Genomic DNA, 23,000 nt, shown 5'->3' with positions numbered 1-23,000 from the left:
TAAACCAATGACGATGTATTTAGATAGCACAGATGAAGCTTTTGTGAGTTCACCTCATAAGCAGAAAATAACAATCAAAAGCGATCGCCTGAAAACTCCACAGCAACTTCATGCCTTGGCTAGTGTCTTAATTCCTTTACTTGGAACAGTAGTAGCAATTGCCATAGCCTCGCGTTCGGGAATTAGTCCAATAGAAGTAGGGCTATTGATCGGCATGTATGTCTTGACCGTGACTGCGATTAGTGTGGGTTTTCATCGGCAGTTTTCGCACTGCACCTTTAAGACTCACACTTGGGTTAGAGTTATACTCGCCATTTTGGGGTCTATGGCTTGCCAAGGTCCGGTCATTTTTTGGGTGAGCACTCATCGGCGTCATCACCAGTTCAGCGATGAATCTGGGGATAGCCATTCTCCATATGTCAAGGATGATGAACAGCTAGGTTTTCTCCAGGGTTTATGGCATTCCCACGTTGGCTGGACGTTTACCCAGGAAATCACTAATACTTTTCTATTCGCCAAAGACTTGCTTCGAGATCCTGTCATCTCCAAAGTCAACCAGCTTTACTACGTTTGGGTACTTCTGGGTCTATTCATCCCTGCTATCTTAGGCGGAATTTTGACCAAGACTTGGATGGGTGTTTTATCAGGATTTTTGTGGGGTGGTCTTGTCCGCTTGTTCCTCACATATCAGGCTACCAACAGCATTAACTCAATCACCCATCTTTTTGGCACCCGTCCCTTTAATACCGACGATTGGAGTAGGAACAATATCTGGCTAGCCATTCCCACTAGTGGCGAAGCGTGGCACAACAACCATCATGCTTTTCCAAACTCAGCAAAGTTCGGACTCTCATGGTGGCAAATTGACCTCGGTTACTGGGTAATTCGAGTTCTTGAAATGATTGGTCTAGCCTGGGATGTCAAGTCTCCCACAGCAGGCATGATAAAAGCCAAAAAAGAAGCCAAAAAAATCGCCTAGTACTTTCAACCGCTTTGTGAAGAAACGTCTTTGTTAAACCTCTAGAGGCACAATCAATGGAAATACAGAATGTTGAAGTTAACCAGATGCCTGCGATTTCTGGAAATAACAATGCCGATGCGAAAAAAAATGCACAAAAGCAACCGCCGACTGCAACAGAAATTCAAGTCTGGCTTGTCTCCCATCTGGCAGAACAACTAGAAATTAACTCAAATGATATTGATGTCACGATTCCCTTCGAGCGCTACGGTCTGGATTCCTCAGCAGCAGTAAGTCTGAGTGGTGACTTAGAGGACTGGCTTGGATGTGAAATCGATCCTACTTTACTCTACGATTACCCTACCATTGAGGGTCTGGCGCGGCATTTAGCTGAGGAATTGAAAGTAAAGGTGTAAGCCTCATCAGGCATATACCCCCTCACCATTTCTTGGCAATAAGCGTGCGGTAGTTTGGAGCGTGAGGCGGTTTGCGCCCTAATGCTGGGTTTTTGAAATCAGTAACAATCAGGTCAATCAGCTTGTCAAAGGGAGGACATTGCTATGAATTCTGTGAAAACTCAAAATCCTGGTGCATCGGTAGAGGCAATTCAGCATCATTATGATGTGAGTAACGATTTTTATCGAATTTGGCTTGATAGCACAAACACTTATTCGTCTGCACTTTGGGAAGAAAACGATGATCTCGAATTAGCGCAGTTAAGAAAAATTGACTTTCATATTGAGCGGGCTAGAGCAAAGGGTGCCAAACGAGTTTTAGATGTGGGTTGCGGCTGGGGTTCCACATTAAAGCGCCTTGTGGAAATCTATGGTGTTGAGCACGGTGTTGGTCTAACCTTGAGCAAGGCACAGGCAGACTGGATTGCGTCGTTGAACCATCCACAAATTGAAGTTAAGTTAGAGAGCTGGTCAGACCATTCCCCAAAAGAACCTTACGATGCAATAATTTCCATTGGTGCCTTCGAGCACTTTGCTAAACCGGACTTTTCCGAATCTCAGAAAATAGAGGGCTATCGTACATTTTTCCAGCGCTGTCACGACTGGCTGAAACCAGGAGGTTGGGTATCGCTTCAAACAATCGCTCATGGTAACTGTCGCAAACAAGACATGAGCAAGTTCATCGGCGATGATATATTCCCCGAATCAGATTTACCAACTATTGCAGACATCGCCAAAGCGAGCGAACGGGTTTTCGAGATTGTCACACTTCAAAACGATCGCGAACATTACGAACGCACACTCAAAGTTTGGCTCAATAGGCTAAAAGCGAACAGGGAACAAGCAGTCAAACTGGTTGGAGAGGAAGTAGTTGCCAAATATGAAAAATATCTCAACTTTTGTAAGATTGGTTTCCACATAGGAACTATGGACCTATTGCGAATTTCCATGCGCCGCATTGACAACCCTCGTAATTAGTCCTCGTCCTTAATTGGCTAGCACATTAGTAATGATACGTGAAGGAAATGGAACCTATAGCAATTATCGGTACTGGCTGTCGTTTTCCTGGTGCTAACAACCCAGAATCATTCTGGCAGCTCTTGCGTAACGGGGTAGATACCATTACCGAAGTACCAAAAGAACGCTGGGATATTGACACCTTGTATGACCCAAAGCCAGCTACTCCAGAAAAAATGAACACCCGTTGTGGTGGCTTCCTAGAGCAGGTAGATCAATTTGAACCAAGCTTCTTCGGCATTTCCCCTCGTGAGGCAGAACCGATGGACCCCCAGCAAAGATTATTGTTGGAGGTCGCTTGGGAAGCTTTAGAAAACGCCGCAATTGTACCGCAAAAGCTAGCAGGCAGCAAGACTGGAGTTTTTATCGGCATATGTAATGCTGACTATCACAGACTTACCTACCAGGACTCCTCCCGCATAAATGCACACAGCGGTACAGGTACTGCTTTCTCCATTGCCGCTAACCGCGTATCCTATGTGCTGGATTTACGAGGACCGAGTGTGGCAATAGATACTGCTTGCTCTTCCTCCTTGGTTGCAGTCCACTTCGCGTGTCAAAGTTTGCAGAACGGCGAGTCCAATCTGTGCTTAGTTGGAGGGGTAAACTTGATTCTGTCCCCTGAGCCGAGCATAACTTTCTCTCAGGCACACATGATGTCAGCTGATGGTCGGTGTAAAACCTTTGACGCAAGTGCTAACGGTTACGTAAGGGGGGAGGGCTGCGGCATAGTAGTTCTTAAGCGCCTAAAAGATGCACTTCGGGATAAAGACAATATTCAAGCAATTATCAAAGGTTCAGCAGTTAACCAAGATGGTCTGAGCAATGGACTGACTGCACCCAATGGACCTTCCCAACAGGCGGTTATCCGTGAAGCCTTGGAAAATGCAGGCGTGGCATCAACACAGATTAGCTATGTTGAAGCTCACGGCACTGCTACCTCTTTGGGAGACCCAATCGAAGTTAAATCCCTAAAAGCCGTGTTAATGCAGGGTCGGGAGCCAGACCAACCCTGTTGGATTGGCTCGGTTAAAACTAATATTGGTCATTTAGAGGGTGCTGCTGGAATTGCTGGACTGATCAAGGTGGTACTTTCACTGCAACACGCGGAGATACCACCGAATCTGCATTTAGAGCAGCTAAATCCTTATATTTCCCTAAAAGGAACAACTTTTTCTATCCCTACTGAACGCCAGCCTTGGGTTGCGCTCACAGAACGCCGCTTGGCAGGGGTAAGCTCATTTGGCTTCGGTGGCACAAATTGTCATGTTATTCTGGAAGAAGCACCACCTACCACCACAAGTGTTAATGATATTCAACCCAAGATGCACCTTTTGACGCTTTCAGCAAAAAGCGAGAAGGCACTTTTGGAACTAGCACAAAGTTATGTAGATTTCTTAGCGTCTCATCCTGAAGTATCGCTTTTGGATGTTTGCTTTACTGCCAATACGGGGCGATCGCATTTTAACCACCGCCTTGCCGTAGTTGCTGAATCTACCGTGCAGTTACGAGAACAGCTAGAAGCCTTCGCTGCTAAGAAAGAGACTGCCAAACTAGTAAGCGGTCAGGTAAACAACAGCAAGCGCCAGGAAATAGCGTTTTTGTTTACTGGTCAAGGTTCTCAGTATTTGGGCATGGGACGCCAACTCTACGAACAAGCGCCCATCTTCCGGCAAGCCCTCGACCGCTGCGATGAAATTCTGCGTCCCTACTTGGGGCAGTCACTGCTGCAAGTCCTCTATCCCAAACCTGGCGAGGCTTCACCGCTAGACCAGACCGCTTATACCCAACCAGCTTTATTCGCCCTAGAATATGCTTTGGTGCAGTTGTGGAAATCTTGGGGCATTCACCCATCAGCGGTGATGGGTCATAGTGTAGGGGAATACGTCGCCGCAACTGTGGCGGGAGTCTTCACCTTGGAGGATGGACTAAAGCTCATCAGCGAACGTGCCCGCTTGATGCAAAGTTTACCGACTGGTGGTGAGATGGTAGCAGTGTTTGCCTCACCCGCATTTATACGGAAACTTCATGAAATTGATAATAAAAAAGTATCATTTGCCGCTTATAATGGATTGCAGAACACCGTAATTTCTGGAGAGGCGCAAGCAGTGCAGGCAATCTGTACCCAATTAGAAGCAGCAAAAATTAAAACTAAAAAGCTACAAACCTCCCACGCCTTCCACTCACCACTGATGGAGCCGATACTGGCTCAATTCCGTGAGGTGGCGGACAATGTTACCTACGCAGCTCCGCAAATGGCGATCGTCTCCAACCTTACGGGTGAGCAACTGACATCAGATATCACCCCTGACTACTGGTGTCGCCATTTACGTTCCCCCGTAGAATTTGCCAAAAGTTTAAAGACACTTCATACCTCTGGTTATGAGGTGTTTGTGGAGATTGGACCAAAACCAACGTTGTTGGGGATGGGTCGCAACTGCTTGCCCGCAGTCGAGGGAGTTTGGCTCCCCAGCTTGCGCCAAGGACAGTCAGATTGTCAGCAAATGCTCGAAAGTTTGGGGGAACTATATGTACGTGGGGTAGATGTAGACTGGTCTGGTTTTTACCAAGAAAATCAGGGGCAGTGGGTAAATCTACCGACTTATCCCTGGGAGCGATCGCGCTATTGGATTGAGACAAAACTACCATCGAAAAACTCGCAGCCTCTGGAAGCTTGGGAGAACTCAAACAGTATCAAGGGACATCCGCTTTTAGGTTCTCAATTAAAAAACTTAGCGCATCTTCCCAACCATTACTTTTGGGAAATTGAGCTCGATAAGCACCGCCTCCCTTATCTAACGCAGCATCGACTCCTTGGAGCCGCAGTTGTACCTGTCGCAGTTTACTTAGAAATGGCTTTGGTTGCTTGCGAAGAAGCCTTTGGGGGATTTCACCAAGTCAGGGATTTGGAACTGCACAATGTACTGTTCATTCCTGAGAATGGCACTCAAACCGTTCAGATTATCCTTGCTACTGATGTGGATGGCTTAACATCTTTTCAAGTTTACAGCCGCCCAACAGATGCAGACCCATCCTCTAAAAAGTGGACACTGCACGCAACTGCAAAAATTGCTCACAGTAACGAACAGGAGAAAAAATTATGCAGTTCGGCTTGATGTTTTTTGCCAGCAGTGAAGAAGCTTTAATCGGAGATAAATATCATCTGGTTATTGATAGTGCTAAATTTGCAGACCAACACGGCTTTTCTAGTTTGTGGGTACCAGAACGGCATTTTACTAAGTTTGGATGTCTTTACCCAAATCCAGCAGTGCTGCACGCGGCACTTGCAAGGGAAACTAAGCACCTCCGCTTGCAGGCAGGCAGTGTGGTAGTGCCAATACACAATCCCATTCGGATTGCGGAAGAGTGGGCTGTTGTCGATAATTTGTCCGGAGGTAGGGTAGGAATTTCCTTTGCTCCTGGCTGGAACCCTGATGACTTTGCTTTCTTTCCAGAAAGATATCAAGATCGCCATAAAGAAATGTTTTCTGGCATCGAGATAGTACAAAAACTTTGGCAGGGGGAATCCATCCAGACAACAAATGGCATTGGTAATCAGATTGATCTGCGGATCTACCCAACGCCAATCCAAAAAGAATTACCCATTTGGCTCACAGCTGCTGGAAGCCCCCAAACTTTTATTAAAGCTGGGGAGATTGGTGCCAATCTTTTGACTCATCTATTAGATCAGAGCATTGAGCAGTTAGCCGAAAAAATTGCCCTTTATCGTCAGGCACGCGCGAAGCACGGACACGATCCAAAAACAGGTGTGGTAACGGTGATGTTGCATACCTTTGTTGGAGAGGACATGAATGTTGTCCGCGAGCTGGTTCGCACACCCTACTGCGAATATCTCAAGTCAAACATCGGTCTGCTTAAGAATCTTGGCAGCAGTAGAGGTCACAGCATAAATATCGCTGCCATGTCTGCAAAAGACCTGGATGATTTTGTTAATTTCTTATTTGAAAGATTTGCTTCTTCTAGAGGACTCATCGGAACACCAGAAACCTGTGTTAATTTGCTAGAGCAATTAGATAGTATAGGTGTCGATGAAGCAGCCTGTCTGCTCGACTTTGGACCAAGCGCAGATTTAATTTTAAAGCATCTACCTTATTTAAATCAACTAAAAGAGCGTTACAATGTCGATCAAAAGCGATCGCCGCTAAATGGTCGTTCAACTGTAGCCGAAACCTTGACTGCATTAAGTTTTTCGGAAACTTCAACTAATGGTGCTAATTCTAGTTTAGAACTACCAGAACAAATCCAAGCTCGATGTCAAGAGGAAATTCTTGGTTCGGAATTTTATCACAAGTTGCGCGAATACAGCGTGCAGTTGGAAGCGAGTTTTCAGGGTATAGAACACATCTGGCGACGTGATGGGGAAGCCTTAGGGCTAGTGCAGCTACTTGAAGAACTCAAACCATCAGCAGATGCTTACAAAATCCACCCGGCATTCTTGGATGCTTGTTTCCAAGTGTTAGTAGCTGCACTACCAACTTACAGTCTCTTAAATAATGGGGGTACGCTTTACATACCTGCTGGTCTTCGCAGTTTGCAACTCCACGGTCGCATTGACCAGACCCTTTGGAGTCACGCTGTTCTGCGGTCAGAGGTAAGCAATAGTGCTGACCCATTACTGGAAGGAGATGTGCGCCTTCTGGATCGGTTAGGGAATGTAGTAGTCACGGTTTCTGGGTTGCGACTACAGCGAACTACCCACGGAGTTAAACGTAGTAACCAAGATAACCTTGTAGAAACGCATACAACTTCTCTACAGGATTGGCTTTACGAACTACAGTGGCAGCTCAAGCTGCAAGAAGAAAAAGAGTCTCTGCCACCACAACAGCCAGGTAGCTGGCTGATATTTACAGACAAGAGTGGTATAGGACAAAAGCTGGCAGCACTGTTAAAAGCACGAGGAGAAACCTGCTTTATTGTTACCCCAGGTGAAGCCTACAAGGTTTCACTGGAGGGGCAATTTTGTCTCAACCCCAGCGCTCCAGAACAAATGCATCAGTTAATTCAGACCATACTGGGGGAGACGCGATCGCCTTGCCGGGGTGTGGTGCATTTGTGGAGTTTAGACACAACGCCTCTAGAAGAAACGACCATCGCTACTCTAGAGAAAGATCAGGTATTAAGTGTTGCTAGCGCCTTGCACTTAATTCAGGCACTGGCTCAGACAGCGACAACAAAGCTGCCTATATGGTTTGTAACTAAGGGAACACAGCCAGTTAGTAAGGAGTCTACAACGTTGGCAGTTGCTCAGGCACCTTTATGGGGATTGGGACGAGTGGTCTCTGTTGAATACCCAAACCTCCCAACAACACTTGTGGATCTCGAACGGTCATCGTCATTGGACGAAGCTGCTGGGCTGCTGTTTAATACCATACAAAATCCAGATGGAGAAAACCAAATAGCTTTCCGTCAGGAACAGCGTTATGTCGCCCGCCTGAGATATGCCAGGAAAATGCTCTTGCCAGTTAGACAATCGGATTTATTACCTGATGCCACCTACTTGATTACTGGTGGGTTAGGCGGTTTGGGACTGTTGGTTGCACGGTGGATGGTGGAGCGAGGAGCAAAACATCTGGTGCTGTTAGGACGTAGTGCAGCTTCCGAGACAGCTAATCAAACGTTGAGCGAATTCAAAAAGCTTGGTGTTGAAGTCAAGACAGTACTCTTAGATGTATCTAGTCAAGAGCAAGTAGCCAAAGTTATTGCAGATATCGAGCGCTCTCAACTGCCGCTACGCGGTGTTGTTCACTTAGCAGGAGTTCTTGACGATAGCTTATTGGTTCAGCAAGACTGGCAGCGCTTTATCAAGGTTAGAACAGCTAAGGTTGAGGGTGCTTGGAATATACATACTCTAACGCAGAATAGCCCTTTGGATTTCTTCGTTCTTTTCTCTTCTGCTGCTTGCCTGGTGAGTATGCCCGGTCAAGGAAACTATGCAGCAGCCAATGCTTTTCTTGATGCTCTGGCACATCACCGACGTGCTCACGGTCAACCTGCTCTGAGCATCAATTGGGGACCTTGGGCTGATATTGGTCACGCAGCTACACCCTACGGACGTAAGGCACATGAGGGTCTTGCTCGTTTAGGGATTGAGAGAATTGCACCCCAGCAAGGATTAGAAATGCTGCAACTGTTACTTCAACAAGACCTGTCTCAGGTTGGAGTGGTGTCGGTTAACTGGTCGCAGCTTCTTTTAAATTTGCCCTTCTCTGAGTTATCCCCGCTGCTTTCCGAACTTAAGAACCAAACACAGCTACAAACTGAAAGGTTAGAGGTACCAAAGAGTGATATTTTACAACAGTTAAAACAGTACTCGGCAAGCGAATCTCCTGCGGAGACGCTTCGCGAACGCTTCTCTGTCTTAACTGCTTACATTCAAGGTGAAGTCGCCAAGGTACTGAAGCTTGAGCCATCCAAATTGCCAGATTCGCAACAAGGTTTTTTTGACATGGGCATGGACTCTCTGATGGCAGTCGAGCTAAAGAACCGTTTGGAAGCTAGTTTTGGCGTTTCTCTTCCAGTGACTTTAACCTTTGAATTTCCGACGATTAAAGATGTTGCCGGATATCTGGCTAAGAAGGTTATGGGTTGGGAGTTACCTGCTTTTAGTGACACGGAGTTACCTAAAGGTGAAGACGAGCAAGCCTTGGCTTTATCACAGGTAGAAGAGATTTCCGATGATGGAATAGAAGCATCAATTGCCGAGGAACTCGCGAAACTAGAAAATTTGGTAAGGGGAAACTGAAATGAGCGACATTTCTGATAGAATAGAAAAACTGTCTGAATCACAACGACTTCTTCTGGCGTTGAAAGAAGCGCGAACCAAACTTGAGGCGGTTGAGCGTTCAAAAACAGAGCCGATCGCTATTATTGGTATCGGCTGCCGTTTCCCTGGGGGTGCTGACGATCCGGATGCTTTCTGGAGACTGATGCGCGATGGTGTAGATGCGATGGTAGAAGTTCCCCATGATCGCTGGAATATCGATGATTTCTATGACCCAGACCCCGATGCCCAAGGGAAAATGTACACCCGTATGGGTGGATTTTTGCAGCAACAGGTAGACCAGTTCGACCCCCTGTTCTTTGGGATTTCCCCTAGAGAGGCGGCGAGCATAGATCCGCAGCAGCGGTTACTCTTAGAGGTGAGCTGGGAAGCTTTGGAGAGGGCTGGAATTGCACCAAAGTCTTTAGTTAATAGCCGAACTGGTGTTTTTGTAGGTATTGGTCAAAATGATTATGCACAATTGCAACTGAATTCTGGTAATACAGACATTAGCGCTTATGACGGCACGGGAAATGGCTTTTGCTTTGCGTCTGGTCGATTGTCCTATATTCTAGGGCTACAGGGTCCAAGCGTATCTATGGATACCGCTTGCTCTTCTTCGTTGGTGGCTATCCATTTAGCCTGTAAAAGCCTCCGCACCGGAGAGTGCGATATGGCTTTGACTGGCGGGGTACAACTGATGCTGTCACCAGGAGTAAATATTTTTCTATCCAGGTCTCATGCCCTCTCCCCTGATGGTCGCTGCTACACCTTCGATGCCGCTGCCAATGGTTTTGCGCGGGGCGAGGGATGCGGGGTTTTAGTTCTCAAGCGTCTCTCGGATGCTGAGGCAGATCGAGACAACATCTTAGCTGTTATTCGGGGTTCAGCGATTAACCACGATGGACCCAGCAGTGGTTTGACGGTTCCCAATGGTTCGGCTCAACAAGTGCTGATTCGCCAAGCACTCAAGAACGCTAAGGTAGAGCCTTCCGAAATAAACTATGTGGAGGCTCACGGTACGGCAACGTCTTTGGGAGACCCGATTGAGGTAAGAGCTTTAGGAACTGTGCTGGGTGAAGGGCGATCGCCAGAGAACCCTCTGGTAATTGGTTCAGTGAAAACTAACATGGGTCACCTGGAAGCAGCAGCAGGAGTAGCGGGTGTCATCAAGGTGGTGCTTTCCCTCCAACATAACGAGATTCCACCCCACCTGCACTTCAAACATCCGAGTCCTTACATCAACTGGGATGAACTGCCAGTGGTGGTGTCAAAGTCGCCAATGCCTTGGTTTTCAGGAGAAAAACGGCGGTTGGCGGGAGTCAGTTCCTTTGGCATGAGTGGTACAAATGCGCATATAGTGTTGGAAGAAGCACCAGTATTAGAGACAGTGGCAGTTCAAGTGGAACGCCCCATGCATCTGCTGACGCTATCAGCGAAGACCTCTGAGGCACTCAAGCAGTTAGCACTTCGGTATGAGAATTACCTAAGAGCGAATCCATTGTTAGCCGTAGAAGACATGTGTTTTACTGCTAATACAGGGCGTACGCATTTTGACTATCGGCTAGCTGTGGTAGCCCAATCAGCCGTGGAATTATACGAACAGCTAGGGGCTTTTACTAGAGCCGAAACGACAACAGGACTTTATAGCGCTCAAGCACTCAGCAAGCACTCGAAAATAGCATTTTTATTCACAGGACAAGGATCACAATACATTAATATGGGGCGTCAACTCTATGAAATTGCCCCTGTTTTTAGACAAACTATAAACCGTTGCGACGAAATTTTACGTCCCTACCTGGGCGAGTCGCTGTTATCTATCCTATATCCAGAGGTTTTGTCGTCCTCTGAGCTTGACGGAGAAATCCAAAATCCAAAATTAAACCAAACAGCTTACACGCAACCAGCCCTATTTGCCATAGAATATGCCCTGTTCCAGTTGTGGAAATCTTGGGGCATTGTTCCAGATGCAGTCATGGGTCATAGTGTCGGGGAATACGTCGCTGCCACTGTGGCGGGAGTCTTGAGTTTGGAAGATGGACTCAAGTTGATTGTAGCAAGAAGCCAACTGATGCAAAGTTTGCCTGCTGGTGGTGAGATGGTCGCAGTATTTGCCTCGGAGGAATCCATACGTGCTATCACGGAGTTAAAGCCAGATAAAGTAGCGATTGCAGCTTTTAATGGACCAGAAAACACGGTGATATCTGGTGAAGTGCAGGCAGTCGTAAGTATCTGTGCCTCCTTAGAAGCAGCAGGAATCACAACGAAAAAGCTACAAACATCACACGCCTTCCACTCACCACTAATGGAGCCAATACTGGCTCAATTTCGTGAGGTAGCAGCCACAGTCAATTACGCCACTCCCCAAATTGAGTTCATCTCCAACCTCACAGGAGAACAACTGACATCGCAAGAGATTTCGCCTGATTACTGGTGTCAACATTTACGGCGTCCGGTACAATTTGCCAAAAGTATCAAGACACTGCATGCAAAGGGTTATGAGGTGTTTCTAGAGATAGGAGCCAAAGCGACATTGTTGGGGATGGGGCGTAACTGCTTAAGCGAACAAGTGGGAGTTTGGCTTGCGAGCTTGCGTCCGGGGCAGTCAGATTGGCAGCAGATGCTGCAGAGTTTAGCACAGTTATACATACGTGGAACTGAGGTAGACTGGTCAGGGTTTGACCGGGAGTATGCACATCGGCGAGTGGTGTTGCCTACGTATCCGTTTCAACGACAGCGCTGTTGGGTGGAGACGACTAATATTACCCATCATCAAACGCAGCTTTCGTCAATAAGTATAAATGCTAAAAAGTATCATCCCTTACTTGGTCAACGCTTGCATCTACCGGGTTCTGAGAATATTCATTTCCAGTCCCAAATCAGTCAAGATTCGCCAGCTTATCTGAAGGCTCATAACATTTTTGGTGTGGTAATTGTACCAGCCACAGCTTACTTGGAGATGGCTTTCGCAGCAGGAGCAGCTGTCTTCAAATCCTCAAATTTGGTGCTAGAGAATGTTGAGATTCAGCAAGTTTTGATGTTGCCAAAAGATGAGGGTAAAACTCTGCAAATGCTGTTGACGCCTCAAGAGACTTATGGCTACTCTTTCCAAATCTTTAGCCTCACAGAAAGTCAGAATGAAGAGAAACCCATCTGGACATTACACGCAATTGGAAAAATCAAGAGGGACGAAGCAGCACTCTTGCCAGAATCGGTAGACTTAACTGCTTTACAAACTCAATACCCAGAGGAAGTTTCTGTTGCTGAGTTCTATCAACAATTTCAGGCTGTAGGCATCGACTTTGGTCCAAGCTTTCAAGCGGTTGCACAAATTAGGAAACGTCAACAAGAGGCGATCGGACAAATTAGATTGCCAGAAGTATTACACTCAGAAGTTGCTCAGTATCAATTACATCCTATTCTCCTAGACGCTAGCTCTCAGGTTATAGCGGGTATTTTTTCAAGAGATGAGCGGCAAAATGCTTATTTACCTGTGAGTGTAGAGCGCTTGAGAATTTATGATCGCCCCAATACTCATTTATTATGGAGTCAAGTCAAAATTCTACAAGCTAAGGGGTCAGAGCAGCAACTGTTGAGCGCTGATTTGAGTCTACTAGACCCGAATGGAGTGGTTATTGCTCAGGTGGAGGGACTAACCGTCAGACGAACTAACTCCAAAGTTTTGCAGCGCATGCTTCAAAAGGAAAATTTAGGAAGCTGGCTGTATCAAGTCATGTGGAAACCTCAGCCACGTCAGCCTCAATCGTCATCAGTAAGTCCCAAACAGCAAAGCAACTGGCTCATCTTTGCAGATAGCACTGGCATTGGTACAAAACTAGCTAAACAATTGAGAGCACAAGGCGATAGCTGTGTTCTAGCTTTTGTTGGCTCCACCTATAAGCAGATAGCATCAGAACATTACGAGCTTGATCCACTAGCACTTGCAGACTTCCAACGTTTACTTCAGGACATTGGTAAGGATGGTGAATCTTCTTTCTGTGGGGTTGTGCATTTGTGGAGTTTAGAGTCAGCGAGTAATGAGCTTTCTTCGGATGCTTTACAACAGGCGCAAAGTTTAGGCAGCGGTAGTGTTCTTCACTTGGTTCAAGCCCTGTCTATGACTCAATTGTCTGGGTTGCAACATTTATGGTTGGTAACCAAAGGAGCACAGTTGGTTGGAGGAGCTTCCCTAGTGCAAGTTCAACAGTCTCCATTGTGGGGACTGGGTAAGGTCATAACTCTGGAACACCCCGATCTGCAGTGCATGTGTTTGGATTTAGATCCGGTAGCAGACGATAATATCTCAGCTTTGGTGGAAGAGCTATCCTCTCCAGACCGAGAAAACCAAATTGCGTATCGCCAGGGTTTGCGTTACGTTTCTAGATTGGAGCGATACCAGTCGAGCGAGACTGTTCAACAAGGACAAGTTCAGATTGGCGTTGAACCATTTGAATTGAAGATTTCCGAGTACGGTATTTTAGATAATCTAACCTTAGTACCGTTGACCCGACGCCAGCCAGGAGCAGGAGAAGTGGAAATTCAAGTCCGTGAGACTGGATTGAACTTCCGAGATGTGCTTAATGCCTTGGGAATGCTCAAGGAACATAGCGAGCAATTGGGGATTAAGTCAACAGACGACCTACCCTTTGGTGGGGAGTGTGCGGGCAAGATTGTAGCAATAGGTGAAGGTGTGACCAACTTTAAGGTTGGTGACAAAGTGATTGCAGCCAATGCTATAGGTAGTTTTAACAGCTTTGTCGTTGTCAATGCTAATTTGGTAGGGCACAAACCGGAAGGACTGAGCTTTGAAGCAGCAGCGACAATTCCGATCGCCTTCACGACGGCACACTACGGATTGCGGTGTTTGGCTAAAATCAAACCAGGCGATCGCGTTTTGATTCATGCAGCGGCTGGTGGTGTTGGTCAGGCAGCTGTTCAGATTGCTCAAGCAGCAGGAGCACAAGTATTTGCCACTGCTAGCCCAAGTAAATGGGACTTCCTCAAGTCTATGGGCGTGGAGTATGTGATGAACTCCCGAACCCTAGATTTTGCGGAAGAAATCATGGCAATTACCCAGGGACAGGGTGTGGACATTGTGCTTAACAGCTTGAGTGGTGAATTCATTTCCAAGAGCTTTGAGGTATTGGGACGAGGGGGAAGATTCGTCGAAATTGGTAAAATCGGCATTTGGGAGCATGAGCAGGTACAAGCGACTAGACCGGATGTGTCCTACTTCCCTTTCGATCTGTTCAACATTTCAATGAACGAGCCAAAAGTGATCGCCTCTATGTTGCAAGAACTGATGCAGGAATTCCAGGACGGCAAGCTGAAACCTTTGCCACACAAGGTCTTTCCTCTGGAGGAAGTGGTTAATGCCTTCCGGTACATGGCGCAAGCTAAACATATCGGCAAAGTCGTGGTTTCTCAGCCAGAAATTGCAGCAAATGCAAATCATTTAGAGGAACTGGTGCGAGAAGATGGTAGCTATCTCATTACTGGCGGTCTAGGAGCCTTAGGACTTAAGGTAGCACACTGGTTAGTTGAGCAAGGGGCGCGACATCTTATCCTGGCTGGGCGTCGTGGCGCTGACGACAGAACTGTTGCAGCCATCCAGCAATTAGAACAGATGGGAGCTAGAGTGTTGGTTGCCTCTGCAGACATTGCTAAACAAGAAGATGTTGCTCAGTTACTTCATAAAGTTCAAGCAACTATGCCACCGCTGCGAGGAATTATTCACGCAGCTGGAGTTTTGGATGACGGAGTCTTGCAGCAGCAGAACTGGGAGCGCTTTGTGAGGGTGATGGCACCGAAAGTTCAAGGAACTTGGCATCTGCATAACTTAACTAAAGAATTACCACTTGACTTCTTTGTCTGCTTCTCTTCAGTTGCGGCTTTATTTGGTTCACTCGGTCAAGGCAACTATGCAGCTGCCAATACGTTTATGGATGTGCTGATGCAGCATCGCCGCACCATGGGATTACCGGGTTTGAGTATCAACTGGGGACCATGGTCAGAAGTTGGAATGGCAGCCAATTTAGCAAGCCGTCACCAAGCTACCAACTCGACCTTGGGATTAGATCGCATCGCACCAGAGCAGGGATTGCAGGTATTAGAACAGGTGCTGGGACAAGTAACTTCACAGATAGGAGTGGTACCAGTTGATTGGTCGGTCTTGGGGCAGCAATTGAGTGTGAGAGGTCAACAACCGCAGCTGTTCTTTGAATCATTTATCAAGATAGAACTTCAAGAGAAAACCGCTCACTCATCAGTGCCAAAGTCTGAAATTCTACAACAGTTAAAGTCTGCGGCAGTAAGCGATCGCCACTCCTTATTAACAGCTTATATTCAAGAAGAAGTTGCCAAAATTCTTAGTATAACTAACCAACTGGACGTAGATAAGCCTTTGAACAATATGGGACTTGACTCATTAACGGCTCTAGAACTAAGAAACTGGGTTCAAAATAACTTCGGGGTGGACATCCCGATGGTAAAATTCATGGAGGGACTCAGTGTCACTAGTATAACAACTTACGTGAACGAACAATTAACAAAGGTTCAATCTACAACAGAAGCATCTGTCGAATTAGCAGTGACATCAAATTTAAATAATTGGATTGAAGTTGAATTATGAATTTAGTTGAGTTCCTCCAGAATCTTTCGACGCAAAATGTCGAACTATGGGTTGAGGGTGATAAGCTGCGCTGCAGAGGATCCCAGGACGCGTTGACTCCAGTACTATTAAGCGAAATTAAGCAACATAAACTAGAAATTATAAATACTCTCAAAAAGCGTGCTGCAACATCTAATACCTATCCTTTGTCTCACGGTCAGCAAGCACTATGGTTTTTGTACAAGCTGGCACCTGAAAGCGCAGCTTATAATGTTGCTTTTACAGCCCGCATCCGCTCCAATTTAGATGTTCTAGCCTTGCGACAGGCTTTTGGGACACTGATAGCTCGCCATCCAATGCTGCGTACCACTTTTCGCGAGCAAAACGGTGAACCAGTTCAAGAAGTTCATCAGTTTCAAGAAGTCTGGTTTGAAGAGGTGGATGCTTCCACTTGGAATTCGGAGGAACTAAAGCAGCAGGTCGTTGAAGCGTACAAGCGTCCAATTGATTTGGAAGCTCGATCTGTCATGCGGGTAAGTTTGTTTGGTGTCACAGAACAAGACTATGTTTTGTTAATCACCATCCACCATATCGCCTGCGACGGATGGTCTATTTGGATGCTTGTGAACGAATTGCCGTTACTGTATGCAGCTCAAAAAGAAGGAGTCAAGGCAACTTTACCAACAATAAAATTTTTCTATCAAGATTTTATTCAATGGCAGACTCAAACATTAGGTAGCTCTCAAGGAGAGGATCTTTGGAAATACTGGCAGCAACAGTTAGCTGGTGAATTGCCAGTACTAAATCTACCAATAGACCGACCTCGACCATCAGTACAAACTTATCAGGGAGCCTCCCATGCTTTTAAGTTGTCTAAAGAATTGCTACAAAAGCTTAGAGAGTTAGCCCAAGTTGAGGGAGTAACCCTTTACATGATTCTTCTGGCAGCTTTTGAGGTGCTACTCCATCGCTACACAGGGCAGTCAGACATTTTGGTGGGTTCTCCAACCACAGGTAGGAGTAAGACTGAATTTGCAAACATTGTTGGTTACTTTGTCAATCAGGTTGTACTGCGAGCAAATTTTTTGGGTAATCCTACTTTTAAAGCATTCCTAGCTCAAGTCCGTTCTACGGTATTAGGAGCGCTCGCCCATCAAGATTATCCCTTTCCACTATTAGTCAAACAATTGCAGCCGAATCGCGATCCCAGCTATTCGCCAATATTCCAAGTATCGTTCTCCTTGCAAAAACCACAGCAAAATGAGGTCGTAGATTTACTCAACAACAGCGAAACAAGAATCCCAAAGAACTGGGGTGGTTTACTGCTGGAACCATTTGAAATAGAGCAACAAGAAGGTCAGCTTGATTTGATCTTAGACATAATTGAAACAAAGGAATCGCTTAAGAGTTTTTTCAATTATAATACAGACCTTTTTGATGCTAGCACCATTGAGCGGATGGCGGGTCATTTCCAGACATTGCTAGAGGGAATTGTTGCCAATCCGATTGAGCGGATTTGCCAATTGCCCCTGCTGAGTGAAGTTGAGCAACAGCAGTTATTGGTAGAGTGGAATGATACGACTGTGGGATATCCTACTGATAAGTGTATCCATTCCTTATTTGAGTCGCAGGTAGAGCGTACACCAAATGCAGTGGCACTGGTGTATGAAAATCAACAGCTGACCTACCATGAGTTGAATTGTCGCGCGAATCAATTGGCACACCACTTGCGCTCATTGGGTGTAGGAACAGATGTACTGGTAGGCATTTGTGTAGAACGTTCACTAGATATGGTAGTGGGACTGTTGGGAATTCTCAAGGCGGGAGGTACATATGTACCCCTTGACCCGATCTATCCACCAGAGCGATTAGCGTACATCCTCTCTGACTCCTGTGCCTCAGTGCTGCTCACACAACAGGCGGTAGCGGACAAACTGCCCGACTTCAAGGGGCGTATTGTTTACTTGGACTCAGACTGGGAGCTTATTGCCCAACGGAGCGAGGCAAACCTAACGAGTGGAGTAACTTGTGACAATATAGCCTACGTAATCTACACATCAGGTTCCACAGGAAAACCGAAGGGGGTAATGGTTTGCCACAAAAATGTTGTTAACTTTTTTACTGGAATGGACGACAGCATTGGTGGCGACGCTTCAGGCACTTGGCTAGCAGTTACCAGCATCTGTTTCGACATTTCTGTATTGGAGTTATTTTGGACACTGACATGCGGATTTAAAGTTGTTATTCAGCGAGAACAAGATGCCGTTTCCTCTGCTGCCACGGTGCGATCGCGCTTGGCAGCCAAAAAGATGGATTTTAGCCTGTTTTACTTTGCCAGCGCTGAGAACGATACGGATCAAGACAAATATAAACTTTTGATCGAAGGTGCTAAATTTGCCGATCAACACGGCTTTGAGGCAGTTTGGACACCTGAACGTCACTTCCATACTTTTGGAGGTCTCTATCCCAACCCTTCAGTCACCAGCGCTGCCATTGCAACAATCACAGAGCGAATCCAAATCAGGGCAGGCAGTGTGGTCTTACCACTTCATAACCCAATTCGGGTTGCTGAAGAATGGTCGATGGTGGACAATCTGTCGAATGGCAGAATCGGTCTTGCATTTGCCTCAGGCTGGCATGCGAATGACTTTGTATTTGCGCCAGACAATTATACGCGTCGCAAGGAAATCATGTGCCGCGACATCGAAACCGTTCACAAGCTTTGGCAAGGAGAATCAATCTCTGTGCAAGGCGGTGCGGGAAACAATGTGGATGTCAAGATTCTGCCACGACCGCTTCAGCAAAAGCTACCAATTTGGATTACCGCTAGTGGCAACCCAGAAACATTTCAAATGGCAGGTGAGATGGGGGCTAACGTACTAACTCACTTACTGGGTCAGACAATCGAGGAACTGGCAGAAAAAATCGCGATTTATCGAGACGCTTGGCGCAAGTCTGGTCATCAAGCAAGTGCAGGTCATGTGACACTCATGCTTCACACTTTCGTTGGTGAAGATATTGATACTGTGCGCGAGAAAGTCCGAACGCCTTTTTGCAACTATTTAAAATCTTCTGTTGGTTTGCTCAAAAACTTGGCGCAAAGCATGAATAAAGATATCAACTCCAAAGATTTCACAGAAGATGATATGGAGGTGATTTTATCTCATGCATTTAATCGCTACTTTGAGACTAGCGCTCTTTTTGGAACACCAACCATTTGCCAGGAGATGACTGAGCGACTGAAGGCGGTAGGTGTTGACGAGTTAGGGTGTTTGATTGATTTTGGTATGGACTTTGATTCGGTGATGTCCAGTCTTCACTATCTGGACACAGTCAGGCAAAACAGTAACAAAGCAACAAGCACAAAGGGAGAAGACTACTCAGTACCGGCACAAATTACAAGGCACAGTGTTTCTCATATGCAGTGTACCCCTGCTTTGGCAAGAATACTGACTATGAATCCGGAATCGCTTAACGCCCTAGGATCGCTCAAGAAACTTATGCTCGGTGGAGAAGCTCTTTCAGTATCACTGGCAGAGGATCTCACTGGGATGCGATCGTTACTTTACAACATGTACGGTCCTACTGAGACTACCATCTGGTCTACTACCTATCTCCTAGGGCAGGTCGAAAACACGATTCCTATTGGTCAACCGATCGCCAACACGCAAGTTTACATCCTAGACTCGCACTTACAACCAGTACCAGTGGGTGTCGCGGGGGAATTGCACATTGGTGGCGATGGCTTGACGCGGGGCTACCTCAACCGACCGGAGCTGACAGCTGAAAAATTCATTCCCAACCCGTTTGGCGATGCGGGGACTCGCTTGTACAAAACTGGGGATTTAGTCCGCTACTTAATAGATGGCAACATCGAGTATCTGGGACGCATTGACCATCAGGTGAAGGTACGTGGCTTCCGCATTGAATTGGGCGAAATTGAGGCACTGTTGAGCCAACACCCAACTGTGCAACAAGCCGTTGTCATTGCCAAAGAGATTGCAGACGACAAGCGTTTGGTAGCTTACATTGTTTTGCACGCACAGTCAGTACCCACCATCACACAGTTGCGTGACTTCCTCAAACAGCAGCTACCCGAGTATATGGTGCCCGCTTATTTTGTGGTGCTCGATAGCTTACCACTGACACCCAATGGCAAAGTTGACCGTCGTGCCTTACCCACACCCACAGCACAACCCGAATCACACAACTTTGTGGCTCCTAGAACACCAACACAAGAGATACTCGCTGGCATCTGGGCATCGCTGCTGAATGTAGAACGTGTGGGGATTTATGACAACTTCTTTGAAAGCGGCGGACATTCCTTACTGGCAACGCAATTGATTTCGCGGTTGCAAAGCACATTTGCCGTGGACTTACCATTACGCAGTTTGTTTGAGCAACCCACTGTCGCTGCTTTAGCCGAGTGCATCGACACAACACTCTCACAAGGACAATCAAGACAAGCTCCGCCCATTGTTAGAATCCCACGGCAGTCGTCAATGCCACTATCGTTTGCCCAACAACGCTTGTGGTTTTTACAGCAGTTAGAAGTTGAGAGTGGCTTTTACAACACCGCAGTGGCAATGCGTTTTCAAGGTCAGATTAACGTTGCGGCTCTCTCGTTTAGTCTCAATCAGATTGTCAACCGCCACGAAGTCTTACGCACCAACTTCGTAACCGTAGATGGGCAACCGATACAGGTGTTTGCTAGCAGCTTGACCTTAACACTGCAAGTTCTAGACTTGCAGCAGCTAAACCAAACGGAACGAGAAACCACTTGCCTTCAATTGGTGACTGAAGAAGCAGCGTGTCCGTTTAACCTAGCTGTTGACCCGTTAGTGCGGGCTAGTTTGCTCAAGCTAGGAGAGACAGAACACGTCTTGCTACTAGTGATGCATCATATAGTATCAGATGGTTGGTCAATCGGCGTACTTGTGCGAGAGCTAGCAGCAGTCTACCAAGCGGAGTGCAACTCTACGCCAATTGCACTGCCAGAGTTGCCGATTCAGTATGCCGACTTTGCTCATTGGCAGCAGCAGTGGTTGCAAGGGGAGGTACTTGAGTCCCAACTAACATACTGGAAGGAACAACTGGCGGGTGCTGCGGCTTTGTTGGAACTACCAACTGACCGACCGCGACCAGCGATTCAAACCTACAAGGGAGCAACTCAGCCATTCGCCATCTCTCAACAGCTAGGCTCTGCGCTGTTTGCCTTGAGCCAGCGACTGGGAGTTACCCTGTTCATGACGCTCTTAGCAGCGTTTCAAACATTACTGTATCGTTACAGCGGGCAAACTGATATCTGCGTTGGCACACCAATTGCCAACCGCAATCGCAGTGAAATAGAAGGGTTAATTGGGTTATTTGTCAACACTTTAGTACTCCGCAGTAATCTGTCAAACAATCCCAGTTTTGCTGATTTAGTGTCGCAAGTACGGGAAGTAGCACTTGGTGCTTACGCCCATCAAGACCTACCCTTTGAGCAGTTAGTCGAGCAATTGCAGCCAGAGCGTTCTTTAAGCCACACACCACTGTTCCAAGTGATGTTTGTGCTGCAAAATGCACCGATGCCTGAGTTGGAACTGACTGACTTAACACTCGTACCATTGCCACTTCAAAGCTCGACAGCCAAGTTTGATTTGACTTTATCGCTAGAAAACACGGAGCGAGGATTCAACGGGTCAATCGAATACAACACTGACTTGTTTGACGCCGCCACCATCACGCGGATGGTAGGACATTATCAAACTTTACTCGAAGCAGTCGTTGTCAATCCACAGCAAAAGCTATCAGACCTACCACTGCTAACTGCCAGCGAACAACACCAGATATTACGGGAGTGGAACAACACCCAAGCCGACTACCCCAAATATTTGTGCCTGCATTCGTTATTTGAGCAACAAGTCGAGAAAACACCGGATGCTGTGGCAGTTGTGTATGAAGACCAACAACTCACATACCGCGAGTTAAACGCCAAAGCCAACCAACTAGCACATCACCTAGTTTCATTGGGTGTAAGACCTGAAATCTTGGTCGCCATTTGTGCAGAACGCTCAACTGATATGTTAGTGGGACTGCTGGCAATCCTGAAGGCGGGAGGTGCATATGTACCCCTCGACCCGATCTACCCAAGAGAGCGATTGGCGTATATCCTGGAAGACTCCTGTGCCTCAGTACTGCTCACACAACAGGCGGTGGCGGACAAACTGCCGGATGTACATGGGCGTGTTGTTTACTTGGACTCAGATTGGCCCATATCCCAAAGTTCATCCAACCCCAACAGCAATGTCTGCGCCGATAACCTGGCTTATGCCATCTACACAAGTGGTTCCACCGGACGACCCAAAGGAGTACAAATTCGCCACAGCGCCGTGGTCAATTTCTTAAGCTCAATGTCCCACAAACCGGGAATTGTGTCCGAAGATGTGCTGGTGGCGGTGACGACTATCACCTTTGACATTGCCGCGTTGGAGTTGTTCAGTCCATTGAGCAGAGGCGCACGCCTCGTCCTCACCCCCGATCTGATTGCCGATGGTGGTCAAAGCACTGCCGCCTTAGCGACATCAAGCGCCACAGTGATGCAAGGCACACCAGCTACTTGGCGAACGCTCCTTCAAGTCGGCTTCCTTGGCAACCCACAATTGAAAATACTCTGCGGTGGTGAAGCCCTCGATCGCGAACTGGCAGCGCAATTACTTGAGCGCACCCATACCCTGTGGAATATGTACGGTCCGACAGAGACCACCATTTGGTCAGCGGTGTCTCAAGTACAGGCAGGTTCTGGATCGGTGTCCATCGGAGGAGCGATCGCCAACACCCAATTCTACATCCTCGATGCCAATCTGCAACCAGTACCAGTAGGCGTACCGGGTGAATTGCACATCGGTGGCGATGGCTTGGCGCGGGGCTACCTCAACCGCCCGGAATTGACTGCCGATAAGTTCATTCCCAACCCGTTTGGAAATGCTGGTCATAGATTATACAAAACTGGAGATTTAGTCCGCTATTTAATTAATGGCAACATTGAGTATCTCGGACGCATTGACTACCAAGTGAAGGTACGGGGCTTCCGTATCGAATTGGGCGAAATTGAGGCACTGTTGAGCCAACACCCAACTGTGCAACAAGCTGTTGTCATTGCCAAAGAAATTGCCGGCGATAAGCGCTTAGTTGCCT

Annotated in this window: 7 protein-coding genes; all 7 read left to right on the top strand. The window is 47.0% G+C overall.

Features of this window, described 5'->3' with window-relative positions; all coding sequences use genetic code 11:
- Positions 1-7 precede the first annotated feature (7 nt).
- Entirely contained in the window at positions 8-979 is a 972-nt protein-coding gene (locus AABK37_RS05825; protein ID WP_432550655.1) for an acyl-CoA desaturase, read from the top strand.
- Between the two features lie 56 nt (positions 980-1,035).
- On the top strand, positions 1,036-1,374 hold the full coding sequence (locus tag AABK37_RS05820) for an acyl carrier protein (RefSeq protein ID WP_432550654.1): 339 nt from the start codon (positions 1,036-1,038) through the stop codon (positions 1,372-1,374).
- A gap of 144 nt (positions 1,375-1,518) precedes the next feature.
- Entirely contained in the window at positions 1,519-2,391 is an 873-nt protein-coding gene (locus AABK37_RS05815; RefSeq protein WP_432550653.1) for a class I SAM-dependent methyltransferase, read from the top strand.
- Between the two features lie 47 nt (positions 2,392-2,438).
- The gene (locus AABK37_RS05810) at positions 2,439-5,546 is read left to right on the top strand and encodes a beta-ketoacyl synthase N-terminal-like domain-containing protein (protein ID WP_432550652.1); all 3,108 of its coding nucleotides are present in this window, start codon (positions 2,439-2,441) and stop codon (positions 5,544-5,546) included.
- Positions 5,531-9,193, top strand: a complete 3,663-nt coding sequence (locus AABK37_RS05805; RefSeq protein ID WP_432550651.1) for a MupA/Atu3671 family FMN-dependent luciferase-like monooxygenase — start codon at positions 5,531-5,533, stop codon at positions 9,191-9,193. Before AABK37_RS05810 ends, AABK37_RS05805 begins: the two co-directional genes overlap by 16 nt.
- A gap of 1 nt (position 9,194) precedes the next feature.
- Positions 9,195-15,842 carry an SDR family NAD(P)-dependent oxidoreductase gene (locus AABK37_RS05800; protein ID WP_432550650.1) on the top strand — a complete coding sequence of 2,216 codons (6,648 nt, stop codon included), beginning with the start codon at positions 9,195-9,197 and terminating at the stop codon, positions 15,840-15,842.
- On the top strand, positions 15,839-23,000 hold a 7,162-nt coding region (locus tag AABK37_RS05795; protein WP_432550649.1), incomplete at its 3' end, for an amino acid adenylation domain-containing protein. The genes AABK37_RS05800 and AABK37_RS05795, both read left to right, overlap by 4 nt.

It is taken from the genome of Tolypothrix sp. VBCCA 56010 (assembly GCF_050875635.1).
Taxonomy (GTDB): Bacteria; Cyanobacteriota; Cyanobacteriia; order Cyanobacteriales; family Nostocaceae; genus Hassallia.
This window is presented reverse-complemented; position numbering and strand designations above follow the sequence as displayed.

Excerpts from the sequence above, each read along its gene's own strand:
- AABK37_RS05825 (WP_432550655.1), top strand. The coding sequence starts at position 8 with ATGACGATGTATTTAGATAGCACAGATGAAGCTTTTGTGAGTTCACCT.
- AABK37_RS05820 (WP_432550654.1), top strand. The coding sequence starts at position 1,036 with ATGGAAATACAGAATGTTGAAGTTAACCAGATGCCTGCGATTTCTGGA.
- AABK37_RS05815 (WP_432550653.1), top strand. The coding sequence starts at position 1,519 with ATGAATTCTGTGAAAACTCAAAATCCTGGTGCATCGGTAGAGGCAATT.
- AABK37_RS05810 (WP_432550652.1), top strand. The coding sequence starts at position 2,439 with ATGGAACCTATAGCAATTATCGGTACTGGCTGTCGTTTTCCTGGTGCT.
- AABK37_RS05805 (WP_432550651.1), top strand. The coding sequence starts at position 5,531 with ATGCAGTTCGGCTTGATGTTTTTTGCCAGCAGTGAAGAAGCTTTAATC.
- AABK37_RS05800 (WP_432550650.1), top strand. The coding sequence starts at position 9,195 with ATGAGCGACATTTCTGATAGAATAGAAAAACTGTCTGAATCACAACGA.